Source organism: Mycolicibacterium nivoides (assembly GCF_003855255.1).
GTDB lineage: Bacteria > Actinomycetota > Actinomycetes > Mycobacteriales > Mycobacteriaceae > Mycobacterium > Mycobacterium nivoides.
In genome coordinates this window covers 5,466,273-5,480,225 of the sequence record NZ_CP034072.1, presented here as the reverse complement: position 1 = coordinate 5,480,225, position 13,953 = coordinate 5,466,273, and the positions used below count along the sequence as shown (strand labels likewise).

The following is a 13,953-nucleotide window of genomic DNA, read 5'->3' as shown; positions in this document are numbered from 1 at the left end:
ATGGGTACCTATGCGGTGACCGGGTCCGCGTCTGGGATGGGTCGCGCGGCGGCTGAGCGGTTGCGGTCCGATGGACATCGCGTGATCGGTGTCGATCTGCGCGATGCCGACGTGGTCGCGGACCTTTCTACTGCACAGGGTCGTGCGCAGGCGGCTGCGGCGGTGCTTGAGCTGGCCGACGGGCGGCTTGACGGCGCGGTCATGGCCGCCGGCGTCGGTCCACTTCCGGACCGAGACGCCGTGCGGCTGATCCTGTCGGTCAATTACTTCGGTGTGGTCGATCTGCTGCACGCGTGGCAGCCTGCGTTCGCAGCGTGCGGCAACGCAAAAGTAGTGGTCGTGGGCAGCAATTCGAGCAGCACCATGCCGATGGTGCCGGTACGTGCGGTGCGGGCGCTGTTGCGCGACGATCTCGGCCGCGCGGTCAAGACCTTGCATCGGTACCGCTCGGTTGCGCCCTCGCTCACCTACGGGGCATCCAAGATTGCGGTATCACGATGGGTGCGACGCAATGCGGTGCTCGCGGACTGGGCGGGCGCGGGGATCCGCCTCAATGCGATTGCTCCCGGGGCGATCAGAACACCGCTACTGGAGAAGCAACTGGCCTCCCCACGAGAAGCCAAGGCGGTGCAGTCCTTTCCGGTCCCCGTCGGCGGCTTCGGAAATCCTGAACATCTCGCGGAGTGGATGGTCTTCATGCTCTCCGATGCGGCTGAGTTCCTGTGCGGCAGCGTGATCTTCGTCGATGGTGGTTCAGACGCCTATTTCCGGGCGGCCGACTGGCCCAGGCGGGTACCCACATCCCGGCTTCCCCACTATGCCCTGAGGTATTTGCGCCGCTAGGACTTCGTCACCTACCTCCGGCGGCGGCCACCGTGGTCTCACCGGTCCGATGGATCATGGCCGGCGTCACCATGCGGTGTGCCGCGCGTGTCAGACTGCCGCCGCTGCGCGAAACTTCCGCCAGGGCATGACAGATGGCCCACGACGCGCTGTGCACCGCGGCGGCGACAGGCTCGACGCGTGTCGACCTGGTGGGCCCGCACAGTGACAGGGCGAACCGGCTGCCGCCCTCGTATACGCCGATGGGGGCGGCTACGACGGTGACTCCTTGCTCACAGCCGTCCGCATCGAGGGCGACCCCTCCGCGGGCGCGCACCGTGGCCAGGTTTCGATCCAACTCCGCTCGGTTGCGAATTCCGTACGGCGACGTCACCGCGAACCGAAAGTCCGGCCAGGCTGACTCGTCCATCTGTGCCAGCAATGCGCGGCCGGCGGCACTCTGTTCCGCGGGCTGCCTGGAACCCACCTGCCAACAATCGCCCGAGTTGGGCCACTTGCCGAAGCGTTCGATGTGCAGCACATGCGTATCCGCCAGGACGCTCAGATGTGCCGTCAGACCGGTTCGCCGGTGCAGGTCCGCCATCACCGGCAGCGCCGCCTCGGGGACCCGGCGCTGCCGTACTGCCTGGCTGCCGAGTTCGAACATCCTCAGTCCAAGCGCATATTTGGCTCCCTGGCGTTCGACCCAGCCCAACTGCACCAGGCCCTGCAGGATGCGATGAGCTGAAGAGCGGGGCACGTTCGAATACCGGCTGATCTCCGCCAGCGAGAGCGCTTGTCGTGCAACGAAGACGTCCAGAATGGAAGCCACCCGATCGAGCATCGCTATGGGAGTTCCGTCGTCATGCGACGTTGCCACAACACCTCCATACCTGTCATACTCTGCATATGTGTCACAACGTGACAGGTGTGAGTCTAGGCACATCGCGTCCGCGAAGTAAAGGAGGTCGCGTGCCTCACAGCTTGTTGCTACGACAATCATCGAATGCCCAGAGGTAAGGGGCCGACGCTCACCGAGCGTCGCGCTGAAGAATTGCGGATCGATATCGCCAGGACCGCGTGCGATATCTTCATCGCCGACGGCGACACCACGGCGACCGTGGAGCGCATCTGCGCCGAAGTCGGCATCGCCACGCGGACGTTCTACCGCCACTTCCCTGTCAAAGAAGACGTCCTAGGGCCGTTGTTCCTGCGAAGTGAAAACCACATGCGCGCTCTGTTGGCCTGCGCCGCAGCAGATTCGAACCCCGTCGATGTCCTCGTCGACATGTTCACAGTCGAAGTCAGGCACCGGCAGTCAGCCGGCGCCCAGCACCGCCAGTCGGTCGAGACCGCACGCAAACTCATGTCGCTCGTTGCTGAAACGCCGCAGTACCGCTTGCGATGGATGGAATGGAGCGAGAACCTCGCCGACGCCATCACCGAGTTCCTCGCTGGGTACTACGACTTGGGCGCTGACGTGTTCACGCGCTCACTGCCGAGCAGGCTTATCGTCCACGTGAGCAGCAATGCCTACATCTGGTGGACCGACGCCAAGGAGCCGCACGAGCTCGACGAGTTGATAGCCGCGCACCGGTCCGGAATCGGCATGGTGCTGGCTGGTCTGGAGCGGTTGAGCGCAGGCCGCTAGTCCGTGTTGAGGAACGTCGTGACCACGGACTCGAAGGCGGTCTTCGCTTCGATCATGGCCCAGTGCCCGCAGTTGGGGAACACGTGAAGCTCGGCGTTGGGAATGGTGCGCATCGGAATCAATGCCATGTCAAGCGGACTCACGCGATCGTCGCGTCCCCACGTCAGAAGCGTCGGCGCCGACACCTTGTGCATCCGTGCCCAGGGCATCGGCAGGTCTGAAGCTGCCATCGATGCCATCATCGCTGCGAACGCGGCCTTCCCGTACATCCGGCGTGCGGCGGCCAACGTCTCCGGGTCGGTCGCCAGCGTCCAGCGCTCCTCGATGAGCTCCTCGGTGACCAGCGACCGGTCATAGACCATGGAATGCAGCCAGTCGACGAGGCGCTGCCGGGTCGGGTTGTCGGTGAATTCCTGGAGCAGGCGGATCCCCTCGCTGGGGCCGGGGGAGAAGATGCTGGTGCCGATCCCGCCGATCGTCACCAGGCGTCCGACCCGTTCGGGCGTGTTGATCGCTGTGTTTATCCCGACACCGCCGCCCATCGAGTTGCCGACGATGTCCACTCGTTCGATGCCCAGGGCGTCGAGGAACGGAGTCACGGCGCCCTGAGCGGTGACCATCGGGTGCCCGCCCCAATCGTCCGAAACCCCGAAGCCGGGAAACTCCAGGACCAGGCACCGGAAGCGTTCGGCGAACGTCGGCAGTACTCCGCGGAAGTTGCGCCAGCCCGTAACCCCGGGGCCCGAACCGTGCAAGAACAGCACGGTTGGACCGTTGCCGACGTCGTAGTAACGCAAAGTCCCTGCACTGGTGCTGATCTCACGAAGCGCATCCGCCGTACCGGTATGACTGCTGACCGAAACAGAATTCGACACAGAGTTTCTTTCGTCGTGCTGACCCATTGCGCCCACCCTCACACGCTCGCTCCGCAGCGGCAACGGAGTGTTCCGCTGACCGGGTGACCACCGGAATTTGACGCGCAGGGAGCCAAATTCCCGGTGGGTGGGACACGTGGTGGCGTGACCGATGGCGAACTGTGATCGTTCCCGGTCGAGGCGTGTGGTCCGGGTCATAACAACCCCCGGGTGTGATTCAGGCAAAGAACGGAGAACCGGATGCTGCAGCGACAACTCGCCGGCCCACTCGAGGGGGTGGGTGGGTTGTTCGCCATGTCGGTGGATGCCGCCAGATTCGTGGTGCGCAGGCCATTCCAATGGCGTGAGTTCCTTGACCAATCCTGGTTCGTGGCACGGGTTTCCATGGCGCCGACCCTTCTGGTGGCGATCCCGTTCACCGTCCTGGTGTCGTTCACCTTGAACATCCTCCTTCGCGAACTGGGCGCGGCAGATCTCTCCGGGGCGGGCGCGGCATTCGGCGCCGTCACCCAGGTCGGGCCCATGGTGACGGTGCTGATCGTCGCCGGCGCCGGGGCGACCGCGATGTGTGCCGACCTGGGGTCGCGCACCGTCCGTGAAGAGATCGACGCCATGGAGGTCCTCGGCATCAATCCGATCCAGCGTCTGGTCACCCCGCGGATGCTGGCCTCGGGTCTGGTGGCGCTACTGCTCAACAGCGTCGTCGTGATCATCGGAATCCTTGGCGGATACCTGTTCTCGGTGTTCGTGCAAGACGTCAATCCCGGCGCGTTCGCCGCAGGCATCACCCTGCTCACCGGCATCCCGGAGGTCGTCATCTCCTGTGTCAAGGCGGCGTTGTTCGGCCTGATCGCCGGGCTGGTCGCCTGCTACCGCGGGTTGACCGTCTCGGGTGGAGGTGCCAAAGCGGTGGGCAACGCTGTCAACGAGACAGTCGTCTACGCCTTCATGGCATTGTTCGTGGTCAACGTGGTGGTCACCGCCATCGGCATCCAGATGACGACGCGATGACGGCGGTACTCCAGTCGGCTTACCCGCGCCTGTCCCGGGCCGTGCGGCGGCCCGGGACCGTGCTGAGCGGCATCGGTGACCATGTCCTGTTCTACGGCCGGGCCCTGGCGGGCATGCCCTTTGCGGCCGCGCACTACCGCAAGGAAGTCGTCCGGCTGATCGCCGAAATCAGCATGGGCGCAGGAACATTGGCGATGATCGGTGGAACCGTCGTGATCGTCGGGTTTCTGACGCTGGCCACCGGCGGGGTCCTGGCCATCCAGGGTTACAGCTCGCTGGGCAACATCGGCATCGAGGCACTCACCGGATTCCTGGCGGCCTTCATCAATGTCCGGATTTCGGCGCCCATCGTCGCCGGTATCGGCCTGGCCGCCACCTTCGGTGCCGGGGTGACCGCACAGCTCGGCGCGATGCGGATCAACGAAGAGGTCGACGCCCTGGAGGCCATGGCCATCCGCCCGGTCGAATACCTGGTATCGACGCGGATCGTGGCCGGGATGATCGCCATCACGCCGCTGTACTCGATCGCGGTGATCCTGTCGTTCCTGGCCAGCCAGTTCACCACCGTGGTGCTGCTCGGGCAGTCGGGCGGCCTGTACGGCCACTACTTCAGCACGTTCCTCAACCCGATCGACCTGCTCTGGTCGTTCCTGCAGGCACTGCTGATGGCGTTGGCGATCCTGTTGGTGCACACCTACTACGGCTTCTTCGCAACCGGCGGACCGGCCGGCGTGGGCGTGGCGGTCGGGAACGCGGTGCGGACGTCACTGATCGTCGTCGTCTCGATCACGCTGCTGATCTCCCTGGCCGTCTATGGCTCCAACGGCAACTTCAACCTCTCCGGCTAGAGAAGGCATCCGATGTCGCGTGACGCTAAACGTCTTCTGACAGGACTGATCACGGTCCTGGTGATCGCCGCGATCGTCGTCGGGGCGATCGTGATGTTCCGCGGTGGGGTCGCGCCCACCGCGTCGGTGACCGTGATCTCGCCGCGCGCCGGCCTGGTGATGAACCCCGATGCCAAGGTCAAGCTGCACGGTGCACAGGTCGGTAAAGTGGTCTCGATCGAGACGCTGCCCGACGGGCAGGCGGCCCTGAAGCTCGCGATGAATCCCGATGATCTGCAGCTGATTCCGGTCAACACGGGGGTGGAGATCGCCTCGAGCACCGTGTTCGGCGCCAAGTTTGTCCAACTCGTCCCGCCGGCGGAACCGTCGCAGAAATCGATGTACGCCGGCCAGGTCCTCGACGCGACCCACACCACCGTCGAGATCAACACGGTGTTCGAGCAGTTGGTGTCGGTGCTGGTCCAGATCCAGCCGGAAAAGCTGAACGAGACGCTGGGTGCGATGGCCCAGGCGATCGATGGCCGCGGCGACAAGATGGGCCAGACCTTGGTTGACCTGGACGCCCTGCTGGCCAAGATCGCCCCCAGCCTTCCGGCGATGAGCCATGAGATCGCCGTCGCACCGGGTGTGTTCAACGCGTACGCCGATGCCAGTTCGGACCTTGTGGAGACCATCCGCAGCGCAACCAGACTGAGCGACACGGTCGTCGATCGGCGTAACGACCTGGACGCGCTGTTGATCAGTGCGATCGGGCTGGCCGATGTCGGGAACGAAGTGGTCTCGACCAACAGCGCCGGGGTGACCGATGCCATGCGCCTGCTGGTGCCGACCACGAACCTGCTCAACCAGTACAACCCGGCACTCAACTGTGTTCTCAAGGGCATGGTGCCGCTGGCTATGGGGCCGCCGCAGCCGCTACCCGGCGTCATGTTGTTGGACTCGTTCCTGCTGGGCACCGAGCGCTACCGCTACCCGGGCAACCTGCCGAAGGTGGCCGCCACCGGCGGACCGCAATGCCAGGGCCTACCCGAGGTCGGTTTCGAACAACGGCCGCCGTTTGTGGTCACCGACATCGATGCCAACCCGGCGCAGTACGGAAATCAGGGAATCTTGTTGAACTCCGAAGGTCTCAAGCAGGCGCTGTACGGCCCGCTCGACGGTCCGCCCCGCAATACCCCTCAGATAGGACAACCGGGATGACGCGTAGCCGCGGCACCGCGATCAAGTTCGGAGTGTTCGGAGTGACGATGTTGCTCCTGACCGGAGCGTTGTTCGCGATCATGGGTCAGTACCGGACAGGGGCGGTCAACGGCTATTCGGCCGTGTTCACCGATGCGTCCAGCCTCAAGGTCGGAGATTCCGTGCGTGTAGCGGGAATCCGCGTCGGCACCGTCAATGACGTTGCGCTGCAGCCGGACAACACCGTGCTGGTGCATTTCGACTCGGACCGAGAGGTCGTCATGACGACTGCCACCAAGATCGCGGTGCGTTATCTGGACCTGGTTGGCAACCGGTATCTGGAGCTGCTCGACAGTCCGGGATCAACCAAGCTCCAGCCGCCGGGTTCACAGATCCCTGTGGAGCGCACGGAGCCGGCGCTCGATCTCGACCTTCTCCTGGGCGGGCTCAAGCCCGTCATCCAGGGTCTCAACGCCCAGAACGTCAACGCGTTGACCAACTCACTCATTCAGATCCTGCAGGGCCAGAGCGGGACAGTGGAATCGCTGCTGTCCCACACGACTTCGTTCACCCAGGCACTCGCCGACAACGGGCAGACGGTGCAACAGCTGATCGACAACCTGAAAACCACCGTGGCAACGGTCGCCAAGGACGGGGACAAGTTCTCCGGCGCCGTCGAGCAACTGCAACAACTCATCACCGGTCTGTCACAGGAACGCGATCCCATCGGGGAGGCGATCACCGCTCTCGACAACGGAACCGCGTCTCTGACAGACCTGATGACACAGGCCCGGCCGCCCCTGTCGGGCACCGTCGATCAGCTCACCCGGCTGGCGCCGCTGCTCTCCAACGAGGACGACATGGCGCGGATGGACCTGTCATTGCAGAACGCACCCAAGAACTACCGCAAGCTGGTGAGGTTGGGAGCCTACGGCAGCTTCATCAATCAGTACCTGTGCGGCATGAATGTCCGGGTCACCGACCTGCAGGGGCGCACCGCGTACTTCCCGTGGATCATGCAGAACACCGGACGCTGTGGGGAGCCCTGATGCTGAAATACCGTGGATCGCACCTCATCCGGAGCGGACTCATCGGCATTGTGCTGATCGCGATGGTCATCGCCGTCGGACTTCAGCCGCAGGCGCTGTGGTCATGGGCCACCTCGGTGAAATATCACGCGCAGTTCACCGAGGCGGGCGGGCTGACGACCGGTAACGACGTCAAGATCTCCGGTGTCACCAAGGGCCTGGTGACCGATGTCAGCCTGAGCCACGGCAAGGCCTTGGTGACCTTCACTCTTGACAGCAAGGTGCGTCTGGGCTCTGCCACCACCGCGCACATCCGCACCGGGACGATGCTCGGGGCCAGGATGCTGACCCTGGAGCCGGCCGGCGCGGGAACAATGCGCGCCTCGGAAACCATCCCCATCACCAGGACGGCCTCGCCGTATTCGTTGACCAACGCCGTCGGCGACTTCACGAACAACACCGCAGGCACCGATACGGCCGCGCTCACGCAGTCCCTGGATACGTTGTCGGACACCATCGATCGGATGGCGCCTCAGCTGGGGCCGACGTTCGAGGGGCTGTCCCGGCTGTCGGAGACGCTGAACAGCCGCAACGAGTCCCTGTCCAACCTGCTCAAGAGTGCCGCCGACGTGACCGGCATCCTGTCGAAGCGCAGCGAGCAGGTCAACACCCTGCTGCTGGATGCGAACGCGCTGACCGGGGTTCTCGACCAGCGCCGGTACGCGATCGTCAACCTGCTGGCCAATACCTCGGCACTGTCCCAGCAGCTTTCCGGACTCGTCCGCGACAACGAAGAAGAGCTCGCGCCCACGCTCAAGCAGCTCAACTCGGTGTCGGCGATGCTGGAGAAGAACCGCGACAACATCGCGGGCGCACTGGCGGGCCTCGCCAAATACCAGGTTACCCAGGGTGAATCGGTGAACAACGGCTGGTATTACAACGCCTTCGTCGGGAACCTCCTACCGGCACAGACTCTTCAGCCCTTCCTCGACTACGCATTCGGATTCCGGCGCGGCACCAACGCCGGCCAACCGCCGGACAATGCCGGACCGCGCGCCGAATTCCCCTGGCCCCACAACGGCATTCCTGGAGGAAGTCGATGATCGCCCGTAACCGCAAGCGGATCAGCCGCGCCGTGCTGGTGCTGCTGGCCGTGCTGGCCCTGGCCGGCACGGTGATGATAGTGCGGCAGACTGCCTTCAAGCCCACCACCATCACTGCGTACTTCACCTCTGCCACCGCGATCTACCCGGGCGACGAGGTTCGGGTGGCAGGCGTCAAAGTCGGCTCCATCGAGAGCATCGAACCGGTAGGTGGGCAGGCGCGGATCACCCTCGCCGTCGATCACGGCGTGAAGATCCCGGCTGATGCCAAGGCAATCCTCATGGCGCAGAACCTGGTCGCGGCCCGGTACGTCCAGCTGGCGCCGGCCTACGAGGACACCGGCCCGACGATGGCCGACGGTGCGCAGATCGGGGTTGAGCGCACCGCGGTGCCCGTGGAGTGGGACCAGGTCAAGGACCAGCTGATGCGATTGGCGTCCGATCTGGGGCCGATCAACGGCGCGTCGGCCACCTCGCTGAGCCGCTTCGTCGACAGTGCCGCCGCAGCCATGAACGGCAATGGCGAGAAGCTGCACGAGGCGATCAGCCAGTTGTCCGGTGTCGCGAAGATTCTGGGTCAGGGGAGTGGCGATGTCGTCGGCATCATCAAGAACCTGCAGGTCTTCGTGACGGCGCTGCGAGACAGCAACGCCCAGATCGTGGAATTCCAGGGGCATCTCGCCAATGTCACCAGCGTGGTCGACGAAAGCCGCTCCGATCTGGACGGCGCCCTGACCAACTTGGCGGACGCTGTCGGCAACGTTCGGCGCTTCATCGCCGGTACTCGCGACCAGACCGCCGAGCAGCTTCAGCGCTTGAACAACGTCACCCAGAATCTGGTGGACAACAAGGCCAAACTCGAGAATGTTCTGCACGTGGCGCCCAACGCGATCGCCAACGGCTACAACATCTACAACCCGGACAGCGGCACCGCCGTCGGCGCGTTCGCGTTGTCGAACTTCGCCGATCCGGTTTCGGTGGTGTGCTCGGCGATCTCGGCGGTGAAGAATGCCACCGCTGCTGAATCCTCCAAGCTCTGCGCCCAGTATCTCGGGCCGGCCCTCTCACTGATCAACTTCAACTACCTACCGATGCCGTTCAACGCCTACCTCCGCAAGGCGCCCAGCCCGGAGAACCTGGTGTATACCGACCCCAACCTCGCACCCGGCGGGGCAGGCGGACGTCCGCAGCCATACGAAGATCTACCGCCGGCCGTTTCGGCGTACACCGGCGCCAATGACGTGGCACCGCCGGCCGGATGGGGCGCACCCCCGGGTCCGCCTGGGTCGTACGCACCCAACGGATTGCCTGCGAACACCTCTCCAGCGGCGTACCCGGGATCGCCGATCGTCTCGGATCCGCCAGTGCAAGCTCCAAAGACATTGCGGGACATGCTGCTTCCAGCTGAAGCTGCACCGGCTCCCGAACCGCCGGCCTCAGGAGGCACCCCTTGATCACTCGGCTGTCGCTGACGCGGCTGACTGCGGTAGTCGCCTGTTCGGTGGCCACGCTGACCGGCTGCGCGTTCCACGGGTTGAATTCGCTGCCTCTGCCGGGCACCGTCGGGCGTGGGGCTGACGCTACGACCTATCACGTCGAACTCGCCAATATCGGTACTTTGGAAGCGAATTCGCCGGTAATGATCAGTGACGTCATCGTGGGCAGTGTCTCGCGGATGGTGGTCAAAGGCTGGCATGCGGACGTAGAGGTCTCGGTCAAGCCGGACGTCGTCGTTCCGGCCAACGCGGTGGCCACCGTCGGGCAGACCAGCCTGCTGGGCTCTATGCACATCGCACTCGATCCTCCGCTGGGGCAACCGCCGTCCGGGCGGCTGGCACCGGGAGCCACGCTCGAGCTCAATCAGACTTCGACATATCCGTCGACCGAACAGACCCTGTCGTCGCTGTCCGTGCTCGTCAACGGCGGCGGACTGGGCAAGATCGGCGACCTGGTCACCGAATTCAACGCAGCGCTGGGCGGTCGGGAAGACAAGATCCGCGATCTCCTCACCCAGCTCGACAACATCGTCGGGATGTTCGCCAACCAGCGCGACGACATCAACGCCTCGATCACCGCACTGAACCGGCTGGCCGGCACGCTGTCCGGACAGCAGGAGGTGATCACCACCGCGCTGCAACGGATCCCGCCGGCACTGGACATCCTGGTCAAGGAACGCCCCCGCATCACCACGGCGTTGGAGAAGTTCGGCCGGTTCAGCGATACCGCAACCAACCTTGTCCATGCCACGCGGGACGATCTACTCACCAACCTGCGCAACCTCGAGCCGACGGTCAAAGCGCTGGCGGATGTCGGCCCGAATCTGGGCACCGTGTTGGCCTATGCGCCGGCGTTCCCCTATCCGCAGAACTTCATCGACCGGGCGATTCGCGGGGACTACCTCAACCAGTTCATCACCTTCGATTTCACCGTTCCGCGGCTGAAGAGGGGATTGTTCCTGGGCACCCGGTGGGGCCAGGAGGGCTTGCCGTTGACGCCGGCGCCCGGCGATCCCTGGTTCTCGAACTACACCAAGGATCCCCTGAACATGCCGCTGACTCCGACACCGCCGGCGGTGGCCACGATGCCGCCGCTTGTCGACCCGGCACCGGCCGACCCGGCCTCGGTGCCCGCACCGGAACCGCAGCCCGAATCGACTGCCGTACTGGCACCTTCTGACCCCGCAGAGCCGAACGGAGGTGGCAACTGATGCTCACCCGTTTTGTCCGAATCCAACTCGCCATCTTCGCGGTGGCGTCGGTGATCGGCATGGCCCTGATGTGCATCGTTTATCTGCAGGCTCCGACCCTTTTGGGAATCGGGCGAATGACGGTGACTCTGCAACTGCCGGGAACCGGTGGGCTGTACCAGTTCTCGAACGTCACCTACCGCGGCGTACAGATGGGGAAGGTCACTGAAGTGCGGCCCACCCGTGAGGGAGCTGTGGCTACACTGTCGCTGAACACGTCACCCAAGATCCCCGCGGACCTGCATGCCGCGGTTCTGAGCGTGTCGGCAGTAGGCGAGCAGTACGTCGATCTGCAGCCCCGCAACGACTCCGGACCGTATCTGCATGACGGCTCTGTGATCCCGGCATCGAATGCATCGATCCCTCAAGCCGTGGGGCCGATGCTCGATCAGGTCAGTTCACTCATGGGCAGCATCCCGAAGGACAAGATCAGCCCGCTGCTCGATGAAACCTTCAAGGCCTTCAACGGCACTGGAAACGACATGGGGGCATTGCTGGACTCCTCGTCGAGACTTATCTCCGAGGCGAACGCTGCCTCCGATCAGTCTCGTGCGCTCATCGATGACGGTGCGCCGCTACTCGACGGGCAGGCCGAATCAGTCGATGCGATCCGCACCTGGGCTCGCAGCATGGCCGGAATCACCAAGCAGGTCGCCGACGACGACCACCATGTGCGCACTCTGCTGAAGGACGGACCGGGGACCGCCGACGAAGCATCCCGTTTGTTCAATCAAGTCAAACCCACGTTGCCGCTGTTGCTGGCCAACCTCACCAGCCTGGGCCAGGTCGGGGTGACCTACCACCCCTCCCTGGAGCAGTTACTGGTGCTGCTTCCCCCAGTCGTTGCCTCCACACAGTCCTACGGTGCGCCGAAGAACAACCCAGTTGGAATGTCATTGGGTGACTTCACCCTCAATATCGGCGATCCGCCGGCCTGCACCGTGGGATTCCTGCCGCCGTCGGCGTGGCGTTCTCCCGAGGACACCAGCGACATCGACACCCCTGACGGGCTGTACTGCAAACTGCCGCAGGACTCGCCGATCGGTGTCCGCGGAGCGCGCAACTACCCATGCATGGGGAAACCCGGAAAACGCGCTCCCACCGTCGAAATCTGCGACAGCGACCGACCTTACGAGCCGTTGGCGATGCGCCAGCACTCCCTCGGTCCCTACCCGATCGATCCCAATCTGCTTGCTCAGGGAATCGCGCCGGATTCGCGTGTCGATCATGACAAGTTCATCCACGGCCCGATCGAGGGCACGCCACTTCCGCCGGTGGCGGTGCCACCAGGCGAGGCGCCGCCACCTGGCGCACCGCCGGCCGAGGCGCCGCAAGTGGATTCGCCAGTGGCTGATGTTCCGCCGACCCCTGATGCACCGGCCATGGCGCCGAGTGCATTTTCCCCCAATGGATCTGATGGCCCGTCGGTCGCGATTGCCACCTACGACCCGCGTACGGGACGGTACGTCACACCAGACGGCAAGGTGTATCGGCAGTCGGACCTTGTGCCGCGTTCCGGTGACAGGACGTGGGAAGACCTCTTCACCACCTGAGCCGAGAAAACCCCGCGATGGATTCCATCGCGGGGTCTTGGTGCCGGATTTGACCGGGCAGCTGAAAAGCTGTCCGGTCAGGCCGTTTTCACCAGTTTGAACGGCATCGTGATGAATACGACCCGGCTACTGCCGCACGATCCGCTGACGCCGGTGGTCGAATCCTCGCCCAGAAGCGTCGTCGATGCCGGATCGGTTGCGGTGGCGTCCGCGTTCGAAGGGAAGAAGCGGTACACCTGCAGACCCGGGCCCGCGGTGCCGTCACCGCACGGCTGCCAGTTGTCCACGGTCTTCTTGACGTACCAGACGCCGCTCTTCTTGTAGATGGGTGCGCTCCATCCCCAATCAGTGTCGACCGTGCCGGTGCACTCGCTCGGGTAACTGCATGTCGTGGAGATGGTCCAGGTGCCGCGAATGCTGGCCTCGTCGTGGAATATGTCGTTTGTCTTGGCCCACTCGCCATTCGACGTGGCGACGTAGGTACCGTTGAGACCCCAGCTCGGGGACGCGTCGGCGATTGGGCTGCACAAGCCGGCTACCGCAGCGGCGGTAACCACCCCTGCCCCAATGAATGCCGTCGACACCCGCATGACCCAAACTCCTCTGTCCACCGGCCACCGGCGGTCGCCGCGGCAGTGTTCACTGTGCAACTTCCGCTGCTGATTTGACGGAGAATGTCCCACCTAGTGGGCCATTCGGTGGCAAGCGGATTCAGCCGTGCCACAGTGTCGTACGTGCGGATACCGGTGGCAGCCATGGCAGGGCTGCTTGTCGCGGCGGCGCTGACCGCCCCAGCCCCAGCCAGGGCAGAACCTGCCGGATGCAGTGAACCCTCGTGCGTACCCGGGATGGCCGGCGGCGTCGTGCTAGGCGCGCCGTGTTCGGATACGGCGTACTACGTCTTCGGCACCACCTCGTGGGGCCGGCTTGTCTTCTGCGGGTCGCCGCGCCGTTACGAGCCGCGGTACTTCCGGTCGCCGCCGCTGAAAGGCATTCGCGAGGAGAACTCCCCATGCACAGGTTTCGAGAACTCCGTCGCGCAGGCGCCCGACGGACTCTTCCTGAGTTGTGTGTCCAGTGACGGATCGAGCAGGTGGCTTCGTGGCGACCTCTGAGCGTGCGGTCGCGCTGAGCGCG

General features: G+C 64.4%; 14 protein-coding genes. 11 read left to right on the top strand and 3 right to left on the bottom strand.

The annotated features are described in order from the left end of the window. Complete coding sequence (locus EH231_RS26905; RefSeq protein ID WP_124713662.1) at positions 1-843, top strand: SDR family oxidoreductase; 843 nt, start codon at positions 1-3, stop codon at positions 841-843. Positions 844-850: 7 nt separating this feature from the next. Here EH231_RS26905 and EH231_RS26900 read toward each other — a convergent pair whose 3' ends face one another. Further along, entirely contained in the window at positions 851-1,702 is an 852-nt protein-coding gene (locus EH231_RS26900; protein ID WP_090424234.1) for an IclR family transcriptional regulator, read from the bottom strand. 126 nt (positions 1,703-1,828) lie between these two features. On the opposite strand from EH231_RS26900, the gene EH231_RS26895 reads away from it, so the two are divergent. Continuing rightward, the gene (locus EH231_RS26895; RefSeq protein WP_090424235.1) at positions 1,829-2,473 is read left to right on the top strand and encodes a TetR/AcrR family transcriptional regulator; all 645 of its coding nucleotides are present in this window, start codon (positions 1,829-1,831) and stop codon (positions 2,471-2,473) included. Here EH231_RS26895 and EH231_RS26890 read toward each other — a convergent pair. After that, the gene (locus tag EH231_RS26890; RefSeq protein ID WP_090424826.1) at positions 2,470-3,375 is read right to left on the bottom strand and encodes an alpha/beta fold hydrolase; all 906 of its coding nucleotides are present in this window, start codon (positions 3,373-3,375) and stop codon (positions 2,470-2,472) included. The genes EH231_RS26895 and EH231_RS26890 overlap by 4 nt on opposite strands. A 213-nt stretch (positions 3,376-3,588) precedes the next feature. Here EH231_RS26890 and EH231_RS26885 point away from each other — a divergent pair, with 213 nt between their 5' ends. From EH231_RS26885 to EH231_RS26850, 8 genes are read left to right on the top strand one after another with little or no spacing between them, the layout of a single operon-like run. Further along, a complete protein-coding gene (locus EH231_RS26885; protein ID WP_029110801.1) occupies positions 3,589-4,359 on the top strand; it encodes an MlaE family ABC transporter permease in 771 nt (256 codons plus the stop codon). Then, on the top strand, positions 4,356-5,207 hold the full coding sequence (locus tag EH231_RS26880) for an MlaE family ABC transporter permease (RefSeq protein WP_090424236.1): 852 nt from the start codon (positions 4,356-4,358) through the stop codon (positions 5,205-5,207). The genes EH231_RS26885 and EH231_RS26880 overlap by 4 nt, the downstream gene beginning before the upstream one ends. 12 nt (positions 5,208-5,219) lie before the next feature. Beyond that, a complete protein-coding gene (locus EH231_RS26875; RefSeq protein ID WP_090424237.1) occupies positions 5,220-6,407 on the top strand; it encodes an MCE family protein in 1,188 nt (395 codons plus the stop codon). Further along, positions 6,404-7,435 carry an MCE family protein gene (locus EH231_RS26870; RefSeq protein ID WP_090424238.1) on the top strand — a complete coding sequence of 344 codons (1,032 nt, stop codon included), beginning with the start codon at positions 6,404-6,406 and terminating at the stop codon, positions 7,433-7,435. The genes EH231_RS26875 and EH231_RS26870 overlap by 4 nt, the downstream gene beginning before the upstream one ends. Then, positions 7,435-8,517 carry an MCE family protein gene (locus EH231_RS26865; protein ID WP_090424239.1) on the top strand — a complete coding sequence of 361 codons (1,083 nt, stop codon included), beginning with the start codon at positions 7,435-7,437 and terminating at the stop codon, positions 8,515-8,517. Before EH231_RS26870 ends, EH231_RS26865 begins: the two co-directional genes overlap by 1 nt. Continuing rightward, positions 8,514-9,971: an MCE family protein gene (locus EH231_RS26860; RefSeq protein ID WP_090424240.1), complete on the top strand. Its 1,458-nt coding sequence runs from the start codon at positions 8,514-8,516 to the stop codon at positions 9,969-9,971. The genes EH231_RS26865 and EH231_RS26860 overlap by 4 nt, the downstream gene beginning before the upstream one ends. Before the next feature lie 14 nt (positions 9,972-9,985). Next, on the top strand, positions 9,986-11,224 hold the full coding sequence (locus EH231_RS26855) for an MCE family protein (RefSeq protein WP_164481257.1): 1,239 nt from the start codon (positions 9,986-9,988) through the stop codon (positions 11,222-11,224). Then, on the top strand, positions 11,224-12,816 hold the full coding sequence (locus EH231_RS26850) for an MCE family protein (protein WP_124713661.1): 1,593 nt from the start codon (positions 11,224-11,226) through the stop codon (positions 12,814-12,816). Before EH231_RS26855 ends, EH231_RS26850 begins: the two co-directional genes overlap by 1 nt. A 77-nt stretch (positions 12,817-12,893) precedes the next feature. On the opposite strand, the gene EH231_RS26845 is transcribed toward EH231_RS26850, so the two are convergent. Beyond that, a complete protein-coding gene (locus EH231_RS26845) occupies positions 12,894-13,406 on the bottom strand; it encodes an Rv2253/PknI dimerization domain-containing protein (protein ID WP_124713660.1) in 513 nt (170 codons plus the stop codon). A gap of 165 nt (positions 13,407-13,571) precedes the next feature. On the opposite strand from EH231_RS26845, the gene EH231_RS34465 reads away from it, so the two are divergent. After that, complete coding sequence (locus EH231_RS34465) at positions 13,572-13,931, top strand: hypothetical protein (protein WP_090424827.1); 360 nt, start codon at positions 13,572-13,574, stop codon at positions 13,929-13,931. The last annotated feature ends 22 nt before the right edge of the window (positions 13,932-13,953 follow it).